A 16,222-nucleotide genomic window follows, 5' to 3' on the forward strand; every position below is an offset into this window, starting at 1 on the left:
CTGATTCGAATGATCACAGCAGGGTACGTCCCCCCTTGTAATGTTCTGGCAAACTGCTCGAACACGCGAGATAGCGAAGGGATCGGTCGTGTACACCTCCAATCTGGCTATCGATTTTCAGCAGGGCATATCGAACGCGTGGAGTTCGATCGCGACGTTCGTGCCCAAATTCGTCGGATTCCTGGCGATCATGCTCGTCGGCTGGATCATCGCGAAGGTGGTCGCCAAGGTCGCCGATCGGGTGTTGCGCCGGGTCGGGTTCGACCGACTGGTCGAACGCGGTGGCATCAAGGACATGCTGGCCAACAGCAAATACGACGCCACCGCTCTGCTGGCGAAGCTGGTCTACTACGCGATCCTGCTGATCGCGCTGCAGATCGGCTTCGGCGTCTTCGGTCCGAATCCGGTCAGCACCATGCTCAACGGCATCGTGTCCTGGCTGCCGCGGGCCGCGGTCGCGATCGTCATCGTGTGCGTCGCGGGTGCGATCGCCCGCGTGGTCACCGATCTGATCGGCAACATGCTCAGCGGGCTGTCCTACGGCCGCATGCTGGGGCGGCTGGCCGCGGTGTTCATCTGGGGCGTCGGCATCATCGCCGCGCTCAATCAGATCGGTGTCGCCACCTCGGTGACCACGCCGATCCTGATCACGGTGCTGGCCACCATCGGCGGCATCCTGGTCGTCGGCATCGGCGGCGGCCTGATCCGGCCCATGCAGCAGCGCTGGGAGGGTTGGCTGGACACCGTCGAGGGCGAGATGCCGCAGCTGCGCGGTCACGCCGAGGCGTACCAGCGCGGCCGCGAGGATGCCGATCGGCAGCAGTGGGCGGGTGCTCCGCAGCCCGGTGATCGGTGGACACCGCAGACCAGCGGTGCGAGCTATCGCCCGGAGTCGGGTTCCGAGCACGGCTATGGCGGATCGAGCTACGGCGGATCCGGCTACGGCGAGGCGCCTGGGTACGGCGATCCGCAGCAGCCCCGCTGAGGTCGGCGGCGACAACACGATCCCGGGCGGTCACGGAGCAATCCGTGGCCGCCCGGGCTTTTCATGCCTTCGAACCGGCCAGCACGCAGACCGCCGCCAGTCGCAGCGGCAACCACTCGGCGGCGATCCAGCCGGGGAGGTCGTGCGGCGCACGCACCGCACCGCGGCCGGAGCTTTCCACCAGGCCGCGGGCGTATCCGGCGAGCAGCACGCCGGACGGGACGGCCGCCGAATTCTCCACACCGAGATCCAGGATGTCGCGGACGGCCGCGGCGTGCTGATCCAATGCCGCCGATATCGCGGGCGCCTCGCGCGCCGCGGCGAGCGCCGGGGCTCCGTGCGTGGAGTGCAGGCGTTTCAAGGTCTTGCGCGCCGACACTTCGAGCAACGCGGAGCCGAGCAAAAACACCCGCTCATGCTAGCAATCATGCAGCATTTGAAACACTGTGATGTAGCACTCGGCGTTCAGGCGGGTACCGGTTATTGTCCAGCACTCGACGCCCGGCGAAACCGCTGTCAGCGAAAGGCTTTGGCCCCGGTGAGCGCCTCGCCGAGCACGAGCTGATGCACCTCCGCGGTGCCCTCGTAGGTGAGCACCGACTCGAGATTGTTGGCATGGCGCAGCACCGGATAGTCGAGGGTGATTCCGTTGGCGCCCAGAATGGTGCGGCATTCGCGCGCGATGGCCAGCGCCTGCCGGGTGCTGTTCAGTTTGCCCGCGCTCACCTGCTCCGGCCGCAGCTCGCCGCGGTCCTTCAGGCGGCCCAGATGGATCGCCAGCAGCTCGCCCTTGCCGAGCTCCACGGCCATATCCGCCAGCTTGGCCTGGGTCAGCTGGTAGGCGGCCAGCGGTTTGTCGAACACCTCGCGGGTGCGCGCGTAGTCGATGGTCGCGCTCAGGCAGTCGCGGGCGGCGCCCATCGCCCCGAAGACGATGCCGAAGCGCGCCTCGGACAGGCAGCCCAGCGGGGCGGCGAGCCCACGCGCCCGCGGCAGCGCGGCATCGTCGGGCAGCCGGACGCCGTCCAGATCCAGTTCCGCGGTGATCGAAGCCCGCAGCGACAGCTTGCGGTGCATTTCCCGGGCGGTGAACCCCGGGGTGTCCGTCGGAACCAGAAAGCCGCGGATGCCGTCCTCCGCGCGCGCCCAGACCACCGCCACATCGGCCACCGAGCCGTTGGTGATCCACATCTTCGAACCGTCGAGGACCCAATCGGTCCCGTCGCGCCGGGCGCGGGTGCGCATACCGCCCGGATTGGACCCGAAATCGGGCTCGGTCAGCCCGAAGCAGCCGAGCACCCGGCCGCTCGCCATCTCGGGCAGCCAGCGCTGCTTGTACTCCTCGGAGCCGTATTTGTGGATCGCGGTCATCGCCAGCGAGCCCTGCACCGACACCATGCTGCGGACCCCGGAATCGACCGCCTCCAGCTCCAGGCACGCCAGGCCGTATTCGGTCGCCGAGGTGCCCGCGCAGCCGTAACCGTCGAGGTGCATGCCCAGCAGGCCGAGCTTGCCCAGCTCGGGCGCCAGCTCGCGCGCCGGGAAGGCGCCGCGCTCGAACCAGTCGGCCACCCGCGGCCGCAGCCGCTGCTCGCCGAAGGACCGCACTGTCTGTCGTATCTGGCGCTCGGTGTCGCTCAACAGGGAATCGATCGCGAACAGCTCGTCGACGGTGACCATGGGAATCACAGTATCGGCCCACGGGGTTCCCGCGTCGGGAGCGAGAAAGCCGTCCTTCTAGGCTTGCCCCATGACCGACGATCAGCTGGGGTTCTCCACACGGGCCGTGCACGCCGGATTCGATCCCGATCCGCAGACCGGCGCGGTGAATGTGCCGATCTACGCGAGTTCGACCTTCGCCCAGGACGGGGTGGGCGGGCTGCGCGGCGGCTACGAGTACGCCCGGACCGGCAATCCGACCCGCACCGCGCTGGAGGCCAACCTGGCCGCGCTGGAGTCGGGCCGGTACGGGCGCGCCTTCGCCTCCGGGATGGCGGCCACCGACTGTGCGCTGCGGGCGTCGCTGCGGCCCGGCGACCACCTGGTCATCCCGAACGACGCCTACGGCGGCACCTTCCGGCTGATCGACAAGGTGTTCACGCAGTGGGGCATCGAATACTCGGTGGCCCCGGTGTCGGATCCCGACGCGGTGCGAAATGCCATGCGGCCCAACACGAAACTGGTCTGGATCGAGACGCCCACCAACCCGCTGCTGAATATCGGCGATATCGCCGCGCTGGCCGATGTCGCGCACGGCGGCGGCGCGAAGCTGGTGGTGGACAACACCTTCGCCTCGCCGTACCTGCAGCAGCCGCTGCTGCTCGGCGCCGATATCGTGCTGCACTCGACCACCAAATATCTCGGCGGCCACTCCGATGTGGTCGGCGGCGCGCTGGTCACCGACGACGCCGAGTTGGACGCGGCCTGGGGCTTCCTGCAGAACGGGGCGGGCGCGGTGCCGGGGCCGACCGACGCCTTCCTCACCATGCGCGGCGTGAAAACCCTTGCGGTGCGGATGGATCGGCACTGCGACAATGCCGAGACCATCACCGAATTCCTCGCCTCCCATCCGGCGATCGAACGCGTCATCTATCCGGGGTTGGGCGACCATCCCGGATACGCGGTGGCGCAGAAGCAGATGCGCCGCTTCGGCGGCATGATCTCGGTTCGGTTGCGCGGCGGACGGCAGGCGGCGCACGACTTCTGCGCGAAGGCCAAGATCTTCACCCTCGCCGAATCGCTGGGCGGGGTGGAATCGCTGATCGAACATCCGGGCGCGATGACGCACGCCTCCACCGAGGGCTCCGAACTCGAGGTCCCGGCCGATCTGGTGCGGCTGTCGGTAGGCATCGAGGACATCGCCGACCTGCTCGCCGATATCGAGCAGGCGCTGGGCTGAGTCACCACTCCGCAAGCCCCGAATACACGACAGCGGCCGCGCCGGAAACCTCCGGCGCGGCCGCTGCGCGTCGATCTCGTGGAGCCTTCGACGACAGTGCTGCAAGCTGCCGCCGAGTGGCTCGACGTCACATCAGCTGTGGTACGGCTCCGCGCTGACCAGCGTCACCTTCATGGTGTTGCCGTTGGGCAGGGTGTACTCGCGGGTCTCGCCGACCTTCGCGTTGATGAGGGCGCCGCCCAGCGGCGAGTTGGGCGAGTAGGTCTCGAGATCCGTACCGCCCAGGCCCTCCTCGCGGGTCGCGATCAGGAACGTCTCGGTGTCGGTCTCGTCGCCGTCGTAATAGACCTTGACGACCGATCCCGGCAGCGCGACCCCGGACTTGGTCGGCGCCACGCCCACCTTGGCGTTGTTCAGCAGTTCCTGCAGCTGGCGGATGCGCGCCTCCTGCTGGCCCTGCTCCTCGCGCGCCGCGTGGTAGCCGCCGTTCTCCTTCAGGTCGCCTTCTTCGCGCCGTTCGTTGATCTCGGCCGCGATGACCGGACGGTTGGCAATGAGCGCGTCGAGTTCGCCCTTGAGCCTTTCGTGCGACTCCGGTGTCAGCCAGGTCACGTTCGTCTCAGTCATCTCGATCACTCCCTAGTAGTTGTTCCCGGCGAGCCGGGATTCCCTGATATCCGCTACTGCACGCGCCCGGAGACCCGCACAGCAGCAGTGGACGGCTAGAGCGATCCCTGGGGGATGTACTCGAACCCCGACAGGCCCTGTTCCGCGCGCACCCCTGGTGCCCAGAACCGACAGCGCTGGCCGCCAATGCAGCAAACACGGCTCCGAGCCTCGGAACCGTGTGTTGAGCCATTTTAGCACGAACTACAAATACGCAGGTCGGAGCGATGATTGCGAGGCGTTTCGCCCGGATCGGGATTATTGAGGATCCGGCGTCAGGGTCACCCGGCCCGTAAATATGCGGGAATCTTGTCGCTGCACCCGTAAATGTCGCCAGCGGCGGGGCGGCCGGTCGTGCGGACGATCGCGTTCAGTTCGACGGTTCCGCTGGTCGAGGCCGGAATCAACACCTCGCGGCGGCCGACCTCGGCCTGGTCGGAGTCCATGGCGCGCACGAAGCAGACGACCGGGCGGTCGGGATGTTCGCGGGTCACCTTGAAGTGGATGTCGAGGGTGGAGTCGTTCACGACCGAGTAGCCGAGCTGCTCGGGTTCGATGTCCTTCGGCCCGAACTTCAGGTAGGCCACGACGGCGACGGCCACGCCGAGCAGGACCGCCGCCGTGACCAGTGCGTAGGGCAGCCAGGGCCGGTTGCGGCGCGGGCGGGTCCCATAGCGGTCGGCCACGCGGTCGGTTGCCGGCGGTGACCCGTTCACGGCCGCACCTCGCCGGTGCCCGGCCGCGACGCGCGCGCGAGCCCGACTGTTTTCGATGTCCGCTCGCTCACCGGTGGTCGCTCCTGGGTTCGATCGGCGGCGCCGGGCGGGCTCGCGTGCTGACACGGCGGCCCGGCCTCGTGCCGCAGGGGGGTAGGTCGGAACAAATGACGGTCGGATGGAACTATATGGGGTGTAGATCGGCGCGAGTGCTGGGCGGGTCGTGGTCGTGCGACCTCCTCCGTGGCCACGGGGGGTCCCGCTCGCGCTGTGGAGACTTCGACCCCCGCGGCACAGAGCGATGAGGTGAAGACGGTGAGCAACGAGGTGAACGAGACGTGAGTGGCCTTCGCCTCATGGCGGTCCATGCCCACCCCGACGACGAGTCCAGCAAGGGCGCCGCGACGACCGCGAAGTACGCGGCCGAGGGCAACGACGTGCTGGTCGTCACCCTGACCGGCGGCGAACGCGGGTCGATCCTCAATCCGGCGATGGACGTGCCCGGCATCCTCGACCGCATCAACGAGGTGCGCCGCGAGGAGATGGCCGAGGCCGCCCGCGCGCTGGGTGTGCAGCAGCACTGGCTGGGCTTCGTGGACTCCGGTCTGCCCGAGGGCGATCCGCTGCCACCGCTCCCCGAGGGCTGCTTCGCGCTGGTGCCGCTCGAGGAGGCCACCGAGGCGCTGGTGCGGGTGGTGCGTGAGTTCAAGCCGCACGTCATGACCACCTACGACGAGAACGGCGGCTATCCGCACCCGGACCACATCATGTGCCACAAGGTGTCGGTGGCCGCCTTCGAGGCGGCCGGGGATCCGGAGCGGTTCCCCGACGCCGGTGAGCCCTGGACGCCGCTGAAGCTGTACTACGACCACGGTTTCAGCATCCAGCGGATGGAGGTGTTCGCCGACGAGTACGAGCGGATCGGCGAGCCGTTCCCGATGCAGGAGTGGCTGGACCGCTTCCGTTCGATGGCGGCCGAGCGCGGCGACATCATGGGCCGGGTGACCTCGCAGATCGAGTGCGCCAAGTACTTCCCGCAGCGCGACGACGCGCTGCGCGCGCACGCCACCCAGATCGACCCGAACGGCGCGTTCTTCGCCATTCCGATGGAGATGCAGCAGCGGCTGTGGCCGACCGAGGAATTCGAGCTGGTCCAGACCCGGGTGCGCACCGAGATCCCGGAGACCGACCTGTTCGCGGGCATCCGGGAGGCCGAGGACGCGCGCACCGCGCTCGGGGACACCGCGCGATGATCCTCACCCTGCTCGCGCAGCCCGCCACCAACCCGACCGGACCCGAATTCGGCAAGGCGTCCCCGATGGGGCTGGTCATCATCCTCGTGCTGCTGGCGGGCACGGTGCTGCTGGTCCGCTCGATGAACAAGCACATCAAGCGGCTGCCCGCGGAATTCTCCCCGGAGCATCCCGAGCCCGATCAGGAGGCCGACGACGGGACCGAACACGGCGCCGTCCAGCCGGATCCGGAGACCGCCGACCAGGATGCCACGACGCCACGGAGCGTCACGAAACCGGACAGTCCGGGCACGTCCTGACCCGCCACACCGGGTGATTCAGAACGGCGGGTCGTGATGTCGGCGGCGGCACAGGTCGCAGTCGCAGTCGAAATAGCCGATACCGGCACTGCCGTGGGCGCCGCGGCGTTCGGCGTCTTCCAGGTCGGCATACCACGGGCGGCGCGCGGGTCTGGATCCCAGCGAGGTCGAGTTCTTCATGTTTGCGAAGTACCCCGTGGACGGACACCAGTGCGTTGCGGTTTCGGCACAGCTGTGCCGTCCCGTCCGCTAGGCCTTGGACTGGGCCGAGGAGCGGGCGGGATTGGCCTGTTCGGCGGCCTTGGGGTCCTTCTCGCCCGCCTTCGCCCGGACGCCGGACTCGACGCGGTCGCCCAGATCCTTGTCGACGTTGCGCCAGTACTCGAAGGCGCGCGCCAGCACCGGCTCGGTCACGCCGTTGAGCAGGTGGCCGACGATGTTGTGCACCAGCCGCTCCCGCGCGGCGTCGTCGAGCACCTCGCGCACCATGGTCCCGGCCTGGCCCCAATCGTCGTCGTCGCGCCGCCGGGTGTAGGCGGCGTGCACCATCTCGCCGTCGCTGTACCAACCGGCCTGCGGACCGGCCTCCACCGGATCGGCGTGCGGGCCGCCCTTCGAATTCGGCACGTACACCGGGTCGCCCGGATTGTGGTGCCGCATGTGCCCGTCCTTGGTGTAGGAGTGCAGCGACGCCGCGTGCGGTGAATTCACCGGCAGCTCTTTGTAATTGGCGCCGATGCGGTAGCGGTGCGCGTCGGGGTAGGAGAACCACCGGCCGAGCAGCATCTTGTCCGGGCTGGGCCCGGTGCCGGGCACGGCGTTGCTCGGCTCGAACGCCGCCTGCTCGATCTCGGTGTGGTAGTCGGCCGGATTCCGGTTCAGCGTCAGGCGGCCCACCTCGATCAGCGGATAGTCCCCGTGCGGCCAGACCTTGGTGAGGTCGAACGGGTTGTACCGGTAGGTCTTGGCGTCGTCGAACGGCATGATCTGCATCTTCAGCGTCCAGCTGGGGTAGTTGCCGCCCTCGATGGCCTCGAACAGGTCGCGGGTGTGGTAGTCGGTGTCCATCGCGGCCATCTGGTCGCCCTCGTCCTGGGTGAAGAACTCGATGCCCTGGTCGGTCTTGAAGTGGTATTTCACCCAGAACTTCGCCCCGTCCCGATTGACCCACATGTAGGTGTGGCTGGAATAGCCGTTCATGTGCCGCCAGGTCCGAGGGATTCCGCGATCGCCCATCAGCCAGGTGACCTGGTGGGCGGATTCCGGCGACAGGGTCCAGAAGTCCCACTGCATATCGTGGTCGCGCAGGTTGTTGTCCGCCCGGCGCTTCTGCGAGCGGATGAAATCCTGGAACTTCATCGGGTCCCGGACGAAGAAGATCGGGGTGTTGTTGCCGACCATGTCGAAATTGCCCTGTTCGGTATAGAACTTCAGGGCGAATCCGCGCGGGTCGCGCCAGGTGTCCGGGCTGCCCCGCTCACCGGCCACGGTCGAGAACCGGGCCAGCACCTCGGTCCGGCGGCCGGGTTGGAAGACGTCGGCCGCTGTATAGGCGCTGATGTCCTCGGTGACCTCGAAGACGCCGAAGGCGCCGCCGCCCTTCGCGTGCGGCTGGCGCTCGGGCACCCGCTCGCGATTGAATGCCGCCATCTTCTCGATCAGGTACGCGTCGTTCAGCAGGATCGGGCCGTCGGGCCCCACCGTCAGTGAATGCTCATCGCTGGGGACCGGAATTCCGGCGTCATCGGTGGTGTAGTTCTCCGGCACGTCGGAACGAGTCATGATGCACCTCCCATCTCCTCGGGCACGAAATTGGACCGCAGGGTATTTCGGGTACTACCCGCACAATAACGGCCCAAGCGGGTCGGTTCACGAGGAATGCGCGGATGTCGGCGTCGAACTCGCGATCAAGCCTTTCGACCGGTGCTTCGAGCGGCCCCGCGACCGTCCAGGGGGTGCGTCCCTCACCGATACCGACGAATCCGTGGCCCGTGGTGTGCGGCGGCCTGACATTTCGGACGGCTGCGTCGTCGGAAGGTCATAACCCGTTCAGCAAGGCAGGAGTTCCGGAAATGACCAGAATCGGCATCATCCTCGGCAGCACCCGGCCCAACCGCAGGGGTCCGCAGATCGCGCGGTGGGTGCTGGATTCGGCGTCCCAGCGCGGCGATGCCGAGTTCGAACTGATCGACCTGCGCGATCATCCGCTGCCGCATCTGGACGAGCCCGTGCCGCCGATGTTCGGCCCGTCGGGCCACGAGCACACCCGCGCCTGGGCCGAGCGGATCGCCCCGTTCGACGGCTTCGTGATCGTGACCCCGGAGTACAACGGCGGCGTGCCCGGGGCGCTGAAGAACGCCCTCGACCACCTGTTCGCGGAGTGGACGGACAAGGCGGTCGGATTCGTCTCCTACGGGGCGGGCGGCGGCGCCCGCGCGGTGGTGCAGTTGCGGACGGTGTGCGGCACGCTCGGCATGGCCGATGTCGGTTATCAGGTCGCGATCTCGGTGCTCACCGATTTCGAGGACAACACCACCTTCACACCGCGCGACCATCATGTCGCCGCCCTGGGGAAGACGCTGGATCAGGTCTTGGCCTGGAGCACCGCGCTGGCGCCGCTGCGGACCGGGGCCGAAACCATTCTCGTCAATTCGTGAGGAGCCCGATCATGACTACAGCCAACGACTTTCGGACGCCCGTCGGCAAGGACGAGGCCCAGATTCGCCGACAGATCGACCAGGTTGTCGAGGCCCTGCGAGCCAAGGATCTCGAGGCGCTCGGGCGGCTGTACACGGCTGACGTCGTGTCCTTCGATGTCGAGCCGCCATTGGAGCATGTGGGGATCGCGGCGAAACTCGAGAACTGGGCGAAGGTGTTCTTGTTCTTCGAGACCGTGGACTACGAGTTCCGCGACCTGACCTTCACCGTGGGCGGCGAGGTGGCCTACGGGCACGCCTTCGGGCGCCTCCGCGGCACCCTCCGGACCGGCGAGACCGCCGACGGCATGTGGGTCCGGGTCACCTTCGGCCTGCGCAAGATCGACGGCACCTGGCTGATCGCCCACGACCAGGTTTCGGTGCCCTTCGACATCGCGAGCGGCAGGGGAGTGGCAGACCTCGAACCCTGACGCGGGCTGACTACACACGACGCGGCGCCCGGATCCCCCGGCGGGATCCGGGCGCCGTCCCATGTCAGGCCGGGATCTGGCCGCCGATGGCGCCGCCCAGCCCCGCGCCCGCCGCCGCGCCGAGGGCTGCGCCCGTCGCGCCGCCGATCCCGACGCCGACCGCGATTCCGGCAACGGTCCCGACCGGGCACACGACCGTCGTCGCCACACATCCGGTCACGCCGCCCAACACCGCACCGACACCCGCACCGGCGACCGCTCCCGCAGCACCACCGACGACACCACCGACCGCCTGCCCGGGAATCGCCTGCGTCTGCCCGGCGGCAACCGGCTGCACGGGTGCGGGCGCAGCAGGCGCCGCGGCCTGAGAAATGCCAGCACCGCCCCCCACCATGGCGGCGGCAACGGCTACGGACACAGCGAATTTACGAATCATGTTGCTACTCCCTCATCTTCCGGACCGCACACGCGGCCCGTGACCAGGGTGACAGAGTCTCGCGCTCCTCGCTAAGCGTCGGGTGCTGACGTGTGAACCTGGCTATCCGGTTCCGCATATGGGAGGTCCTGCCCCACAACGTCGGGAGCGCTGGCACAAGCTCGTAGAGAAGGATGACGACGACCTCCAGCAGACGAGATCAATCCTCTCGGCGGAGTTGTCAGTCGTGAACTACCCGGTGAGGAACGGCGGGCGGTAGCCGTCGTTCCGGCAACGGGCTCTTGATGTTCAGCGGGGCTGTTGTCCAGAGTGCGCTGATGGGTGGGCACGCCCGTTGGTCGCCGAAGGAGTTGCTGGTCGCCGCAGTAGAGGAAGCGGTCGCCGAGGCGCTTTGCAGGATCTGTCGTGTTCGGATGGGTTGGTGGGCAGGGATGCGGTCTGCTGCACCGCGTGTGCCTGGCGGTATGGGACGCTGGGAGCGTGAACCGATTGGCCAGTGCGACATCGCCCTACTTGCGTCAGCATGCCGACAATCCGGTGGATTGGCGGGAGTGGGATGCCGAGGCGCTGGCTGAGGCCGCTGCGCGGGACGTGCCAATTCTGTTGTCGATCGGGTATGCGAGTTGTCACTGGTGTCAGCTGAGTTACTAAGTACCATAGTCTCCGAAAGGTGTTGCTACCTGCGGAGATTCGATGAAACCTGACGAAGATGCTCCGGCCGTTGACGGTGCAGTTCTCGCCAAACTGGACATGGAGATGCGGGGTGTACCCGCGAACCTTCCGAGTCCGGCGGAGCTGGTCGAGTCCGGCGCGGTGTGCGTGGTGGCCTATGCCCGGATCTCAGACCTGTCCGGCAAGCGGGGGACGAGCAAGAACGCCAAGGGCGTAACCAACCAGCACACAACGAATTACGCAACCGCTCGGCGAGAGAACCTGGTCATCGTTCGGTACTACACCGACAACGACCTGTCCACCTCAAGGGCCGCTTACCGGCCCGACTTCGAGATGATGCTGACTGACCTGCACAAGGAGACAACCCCGGAGGGCTACCCGATTCATGGTGTGGTCGCCGTGGACGAAGACCGGATCTACAAGCTCCCGGCGCAGTGGCAGCACTTCATAGAGGCGTTCCGTGCGGCCCTGGGCCGTGTGTTCGCCGACGACTACGGCACTCAGGATTTGTACTCGGAGAACTCCGAGATCATTGGCCTGCTCGGTGTGGCAATTGCTATGGGGGAGAACCGGCAACGACGTAGTCGCACTCGCCGGTGGCATGAGGGCCAGGCGCGGCGGGGCATCGCACACACCGGGGGCCGGGTCTTCGGCTACGAGCCGATGGAGGGGAAACCTGGTGAGATCCAAGTGGTTCCCGAAGAGGCGGCAGTGATCCGGAAGGCGGTTGTCGCGTGTATCGCTGGGCAGTCCTGGGGCACCATCACGAAGATCTTCCAGGAGCCGGGGATACCGACTGCGAAGGGTGGGCAGTGGCGGGACCAGACCGTGAAGCAGATCGTCTCGAACCCACGCAATGCGGGGCTTCGAATCCGCGGGGAGGGAAACGATGTCTATCGAGATGAGCACGGTGAACTGAAGCTGGGACAGTGGGAAGCGATCATTACTCCGGCTGAGTGGGAGAAGGTCGCCGAGCGGTACCGCCCGCGGAACCGGATCGGCAAGAACAGGCTCCCGAAGGGCATCGTGTCTCGGGTCTATCTGGGAGCGGGTTGTACCGGTGCGGGAACCTGCTCGAGGACGGACGCCGCTGCAACGGCGTGATGCCGGCCGGAAGAACGACAAGGGCCGCGCCAAGTACCGCTATGGCTGCCGACCGGTCACCAATGGCGGATGTGGCGGCGTGTCGGTCGCTGGCGATGGATAGACGAGAAGATCAGCGAGCTGGTCCTCCTGGCGCTGGAGGAGCGCCCGGCGGTCGTCGCAGAACTCCAGTGGGACAAGGAATCTGAGCTTGAGGCTGCCCTGCGTCGGCGCGACGATTTCGAGATGCGATGGAACCGTGGCGAGATCGATGACGAGCGGTTCTATCGGATGCTGCCGGGCCTCGACGAGACTGTGAACACGCTCCGGCGCGAGCGTGCGGCATTCCAGAAGGCCAACACGGTACCGGTGGAGACCGCGGCACAACGCCGAGCGCGCTGGCACAAGCCCGTCGAAGAGGGCGGCTACGACCTCCAACAGAAGCGATCAATCCTCTTCGCGGAGTTGTCGGCAGTCGTGATCTACCCAGTGGGGAAGGGGACCCAGAAGCGTTCGCTGGACAGCTTCAAGCCGGTGTGGAAGGCGGCAGAGTAAGCGTCAGGCGGCAGGAACCGGGAAGCGGCTGACGCTGGAACTGTGTAGTCGAAGGGAAGGCATACCTCGCAGGGGCAACATCGCGGTAGGCACTCCTCAGCTGCGCGGCTGACCTGGGACGGTACCGCGAACCGGAGGATTTATTGTGTTCGTGGTGCTCCTGCCGATTCGGTTCTGGGACGATTGACTTACGTCATACGGCAGTATCACACATGCCAAGGACATAGCATGTGCGGGATAGTTGAGAACGGGATTCGGCAAAGCTGGTTTCGGGCCAGAACTGCGGGGCGAGAGGAGCAGGGGTGGATGCTTCTGAGATGTCACCTTTGGATCGCACCCTATGGTCATGGGCATCCAACGGTGGCCGAGGTGGCCTGGCCGGGGCCGTTCGGCAGATGGCCAGTGTCGCAGATGGCCGGTCGGTGCATGTCAGCTTCGAAACAGTTTTCACGGCGTCAGGCAACCCGCTACAGCACATCAATCCCCGCGGGGCCGAAGTTTTCCGCTCGACCTCGACTAAAGAATCCCAAATAGCCCAATATTTTGACGGTGGCAGTCATTGGTTGGTCGCTGCATTCCAAAGCCGCCACGCTGGAGTTTTCCACCTCGTGAGCACGCTACCAACAACACACCCTAAGTGGGAAAAGGTCGAGCGCTGGATAAATGCAAGCCGAGGGATTTCGCGCTGCTATCTAGACCACGAAGACTTTGCGAGTATTGGTGACCGAATATCTGAATTCGGCGACGTCGAGGTCGTTAAAATGAGTGGTCGGGTCTTGCGGGATAATTCTTCAGTTAATCGCGGATTCCCAGCGCATGGCAATGAATTACGTCCGTCGCATGGCGATGTTATCGGAGAAGCGGAGAGTCGCGGCGCAACCGTACGAACACTAGTATTGCATGTCCGCGATGTCCTGGACATTCATCTACGTAGAGTCGCGGGTGCAACGTACTATAGCGGGAGGTTTGACCTATTCGAAAACTTCGTCCTCAGTCGCCTTGAGGATGCGACACATCGTAGGCGTGTTCTGCTCACAAATAGGCAAAGGCGCGTAAGTAGGCCGATGCAGCCGATTGCCATACGGCTACCGGCAAAAGTGCTTGTCACTTCGGAGGATACAGGCACAGTATTAGATAGTATCCAAGAGCTTAGAGACGTTACTATCGCTGTGTTCCATCGGAATCCATATCTACACTTTACGTTAACAGATGAGTTTGATGGGTCAAACTTCGATGTGATGGTTACGCGTCCTGACCAAATCGATATATACCCCGGGTATAGAGCAACTCTTGAGTCACTCTCGCGAGTCGCTTACCGGCTGGGTGAAAGATTCGGTGCATCGGAGATTGGTGATGTACAACCTCAGGAAGAGGTGCGGCTTTCTGAACTTGCGGGAGTCGATTTCCCGTGAGCGCTAGAGGGACTGGTGGCCCATACGATCCCGAGCAACTTCTAAGTGAGTTCGACCGTTATGACCGTGATGTCGATATTGTTTCGGCCTATCATTGGTTGTTCACCGAAACTAATTTGAGATCGACCGTAGAGCATTTTGAGCGCTACCCGTCGATCGTTGCGCCGGACGGGAATATTGCAACTCCCGACTTTACCGTTCTGTTTAATGATGGAAGTGGAATAGCTGCCGAGATAGCGAATCTGGCTCTCCCGGATACCTCTGTTGAAAAGCTATGCAAACAGTTGGGTCGATACTCCACTCTGCAGCGCTTGCCAGCTAGGCGAAGGAAGCAGAAAGACATCTCGGTCCTCGATGTTCTGTACTTATCTCCGATCGAGACAGCGGATGACGCTGTTAGGAGAATATTCAGCGAGCGTCTAGAGAATCCCAACCATCCATTTAAGCCCATTAGAAAGCCTGTGGTAGTGCAATTCGCGCGAACTCCGCAACGTTACGTATTTCAGCTATGGCCTGATTCGGATGCAGTAGGCAGCCTATATATTGGCGATAGGAATCCGAACTACAGCGAATTTAGGTCTTTCAAAATTGAGCCGTATAGGTTTGATCATAACAAGGTAAAGTATGCGTTCATGAACGACACGGTTGCGCCACTATACATGGCAACCAGATTATGGGCGAATGTATTTCCGGCGGCATACAGTGTCGGATCGGACGTGGAATTTGAGACCACGACTGCAGAAATTGTTGGTATCTTACGGAGCCATTACAGCCTCGGTAGAGGGAGGGCTGACGATGTTCGGGCAGCGATGAGCATCCTTGTGGCTGCTGGACTTGCTACGGTTGTATCCAATGATAAGAATCAGTGGAGGGTAAATAGGAGAAGTCTGCGAAAGAAGTCTGAAGGCATTCACAGGGTGATCCTTGATCGAATATCGAAGGCAGCCGAAGATAAAAGCGCCAAGCGTCGGGCGCTCCGCCGCTCCATCGCCAACGACAGGGAGCAAGGGGTACTCTTCTAACGCTCGGGGAACCGCCGCACGGGTACGGATGCGTCGACGACCGTCAGGCCAGCGGCAGAATGAGGTGGCGACTCTAGCCGGATCGCATGTCTCGGTCCGTACTCCTTCTATGGTCAGCTTGGATTAAACCGGCTCGGCCATGTGAGCTGGTTCTGAGCGGGTTCCTTTGTGGCAAGCCATCCCGTGAGGGTGGCGCGGCAGTACTCACGGAAGACCTGGGGCAGCGGCGAATGAGCATCAGGCGGGTACGATGCGGAATTGCTCTGCTGGAGCCTCAGATGGGAGTGGAGGTGATGAGGTCTCCACGCAACGAGATCGTGACTGGTTCTCCGTTTAGGGTCCATCCGCCTTGGCCGTCGGCCTGCACACTGACGGTGTCTTCGTCGGTCTGGATTATGAAACTGGTGTATTTTCGGTTACGTGTAGCGACTGTCGGATCGGGCTGTGGCAATGGTGTCGTGCATCCGACAACTATTGCGTCTACAAGTTCGCCGGTCAACCGGCGGATCTCGTACGAGTTCGGAGTGTTGAAGCTGGCGTACGCGCTCGTCATTGGACTCCTCCTGGCGTGGACATCGATAGGTTGATACCTGCACTTAGCCATACGGTTGCTGTCGAAGGCTGGTTCGGTCCCCGGTCCTGTTCCTGCGCCGGGGTGCCCGCCCGGGAGCGGAGCGGGAGGGCGCACCGGGCGGCGCGCGTAGCGCGCCGCTCTTGATTCTGTAGAGGAAATTCGGCAAGTTCTCTTTCTGGGATTTTCTTCTGGGATTCCGTTTTTTCTTCCCCCCTTTTTCTTTTCTCTATCCGGAATCCCAATCTTTCCCACAACTACATGGGTCATCAAGCTTGCGGCACAACAGATTACGCAAGACTGATCGGTCAGCCCGCCCGACCCGCGACGCACCCCGGCAGGCACCCCGCACGCAGGGCTCCAGGGGGTTGGGTACCGAATCCGGCACGATTCGCGCGAGCCCGAAAGGCCGTTAGCTCTCTATGTTCAGACTGATCGGGAGGCTATTGAGAATCGGGAAGTTGAACCGTCACGAGTAAGGGACCGGCTTCGGTGTCAGACCAGCGCCGGTCGGCGTGGTGGTTGT

General features: G+C 64.5%; 16 protein-coding genes and 1 pseudogene. 10 read left to right on the forward strand and 7 right to left on the reverse strand.

All coding sequences use genetic code 11. The features are described from left to right. Positions 1–88: 88 nt before the first annotated feature. A complete protein-coding gene (locus ACYVLQ_RS04970) occupies positions 89–985 on the forward strand; it encodes a mechanosensitive ion channel family protein (protein ID WP_460696161.1) in 897 nt (298 codons plus the stop codon). A gap of 61 nt (positions 986–1,046) precedes the next feature. Here the strand turns inward: ACYVLQ_RS04970 and ACYVLQ_RS04975 are convergent, their stop codons facing one another. Together ACYVLQ_RS04975 and ACYVLQ_RS04980 are read right to left on the reverse strand one after the other, a co-directional pair. Then, complete coding sequence (locus ACYVLQ_RS04975) at positions 1,047–1,394, reverse strand: DUF6401 family natural product biosynthesis protein (protein ID WP_460696162.1); 348 nt, start codon at positions 1,392–1,394, stop codon at positions 1,047–1,049. Between the two features lie 107 nt (positions 1,395–1,501). Next, on the reverse strand, positions 1,502–2,665 hold the full coding sequence (locus ACYVLQ_RS04980; protein WP_460696163.1) for an acyl-CoA dehydrogenase family protein: 1,164 nt from the start codon (positions 2,663–2,665) through the stop codon (positions 1,502–1,504). A 70-nt stretch (positions 2,666–2,735) separates the two neighbouring features. Between ACYVLQ_RS04980 and ACYVLQ_RS04985 the strand changes: the two genes are divergently transcribed. Continuing rightward, positions 2,736–3,884, forward strand: coding sequence for a cystathionine gamma-synthase (locus ACYVLQ_RS04985; RefSeq protein WP_460696164.1), 1,149 nt, complete (start codon positions 2,736–2,738; stop codon positions 3,882–3,884). A 132-nt stretch (positions 3,885–4,016) separates the two neighbouring features. Here ACYVLQ_RS04985 and greA read toward each other — a convergent pair whose 3' ends face one another. Together greA and ACYVLQ_RS04995 are read right to left on the reverse strand one after the other, a co-directional pair. Then, positions 4,017–4,511 carry a transcription elongation factor GreA gene (greA, locus tag ACYVLQ_RS04990; RefSeq protein WP_280268247.1) on the reverse strand — a complete coding sequence of 165 codons (495 nt, stop codon included), beginning with the start codon at positions 4,509–4,511 and terminating at the stop codon, positions 4,017–4,019. A gap of 320 nt (positions 4,512–4,831) precedes the next feature. Beyond that, positions 4,832–5,266 carry a DUF4307 domain-containing protein gene (locus ACYVLQ_RS04995; RefSeq protein ID WP_460696165.1) on the reverse strand — a complete coding sequence of 145 codons (435 nt, stop codon included), beginning with the start codon at positions 5,264–5,266 and terminating at the stop codon, positions 4,832–4,834. A 338-nt stretch (positions 5,267–5,604) separates the two neighbouring features. Here ACYVLQ_RS04995 and mca point away from each other — a divergent pair, with 338 nt between their 5' ends. Together mca and ACYVLQ_RS05005 are read left to right on the forward strand one after the other, a co-directional pair. Next, the gene (gene mca / locus ACYVLQ_RS05000) at positions 5,605–6,519 is read left to right on the forward strand and encodes a mycothiol conjugate amidase Mca (RefSeq protein ID WP_460696166.1); all 915 of its coding nucleotides are present in this window, start codon (positions 5,605–5,607) and stop codon (positions 6,517–6,519) included. Beyond that, complete coding sequence (locus ACYVLQ_RS05005) at positions 6,516–6,818, forward strand: hypothetical protein (RefSeq protein WP_460696167.1); 303 nt, start codon at positions 6,516–6,518, stop codon at positions 6,816–6,818. The genes mca and ACYVLQ_RS05005 overlap by 4 nt, the downstream gene beginning before the upstream one ends. Positions 6,819–6,836: 18 nt before the next feature. On the opposite strand, the gene ACYVLQ_RS05010 is transcribed toward ACYVLQ_RS05005, so the two are convergent. Together ACYVLQ_RS05010 and ACYVLQ_RS05015 are read right to left on the reverse strand one after the other, a co-directional pair. Beyond that, a complete protein-coding gene (locus ACYVLQ_RS05010; RefSeq protein ID WP_460696168.1) occupies positions 6,837–6,998 on the reverse strand; it encodes a hypothetical protein in 162 nt (53 codons plus the stop codon). Between the two features lie 69 nt (positions 6,999–7,067). Continuing rightward, positions 7,068–8,600: a catalase gene (locus ACYVLQ_RS05015; protein WP_460696169.1), complete on the reverse strand. Its 1,533-nt coding sequence runs from the start codon at positions 8,598–8,600 to the stop codon at positions 7,068–7,070. Between the two features lie 290 nt (positions 8,601–8,890). On the opposite strand from ACYVLQ_RS05015, the gene ACYVLQ_RS05020 reads away from it, so the two are divergent. Both ACYVLQ_RS05020 and ACYVLQ_RS05025 read left to right on the forward strand, forming a co-directional pair. Continuing rightward, the gene (locus ACYVLQ_RS05020; RefSeq protein WP_460696170.1) at positions 8,891–9,475 is read left to right on the forward strand and encodes an NADPH-dependent FMN reductase; all 585 of its coding nucleotides are present in this window, start codon (positions 8,891–8,893) and stop codon (positions 9,473–9,475) included. An 11-nt stretch (positions 9,476–9,486) separates the two neighbouring features. After that, a complete protein-coding gene (locus tag ACYVLQ_RS05025) occupies positions 9,487–9,945 on the forward strand; it encodes a YybH family protein (RefSeq protein WP_460696171.1) in 459 nt (152 codons plus the stop codon). Between the two features lie 64 nt (positions 9,946–10,009). On the opposite strand, the gene ACYVLQ_RS05030 is transcribed toward ACYVLQ_RS05025, so the two are convergent. Then, positions 10,010–10,381 (reverse strand): hypothetical protein, encoded by a 372-nt coding sequence (locus ACYVLQ_RS05030; protein ID WP_460696172.1) that lies wholly within the window; start codon positions 10,379–10,381, stop codon positions 10,010–10,012. 480 nt (positions 10,382–10,861) lie between these two features. On the opposite strand from ACYVLQ_RS05030, the pseudogene ACYVLQ_RS05035 reads away from it, so the two are divergent. From ACYVLQ_RS05035 to ACYVLQ_RS05050, 4 genes and pseudogenes are all read left to right on the forward strand, one after another. Beyond that, positions 10,862–11,023: pseudogene (locus tag ACYVLQ_RS05035) on the forward strand (DUF255 domain-containing protein); the annotation flags it as partial. 51 nt (positions 11,024–11,074) lie between these two features. After that, a complete protein-coding gene (locus ACYVLQ_RS05040; protein WP_460696173.1) occupies positions 11,075–12,157 on the forward strand; it encodes a recombinase family protein in 1,083 nt (360 codons plus the stop codon). A gap of 69 nt (positions 12,158–12,226) precedes the next feature. Then, positions 12,227–12,691, forward strand: a complete 465-nt coding sequence (locus tag ACYVLQ_RS05045) for a hypothetical protein (RefSeq protein ID WP_460696174.1) — start codon at positions 12,227–12,229, stop codon at positions 12,689–12,691. 1,408 nt (positions 12,692–14,099) lie between these two features. Then, entirely contained in the window at positions 14,100–15,125 is a 1,026-nt protein-coding gene (locus tag ACYVLQ_RS05050) for a hypothetical protein (RefSeq protein ID WP_460696175.1), read from the forward strand. Positions 15,126–16,222: the final 1,097 nt, after the last annotated feature.

The sequence above is a fragment of the Nocardia thraciensis genome (genome assembly GCF_054782435.1).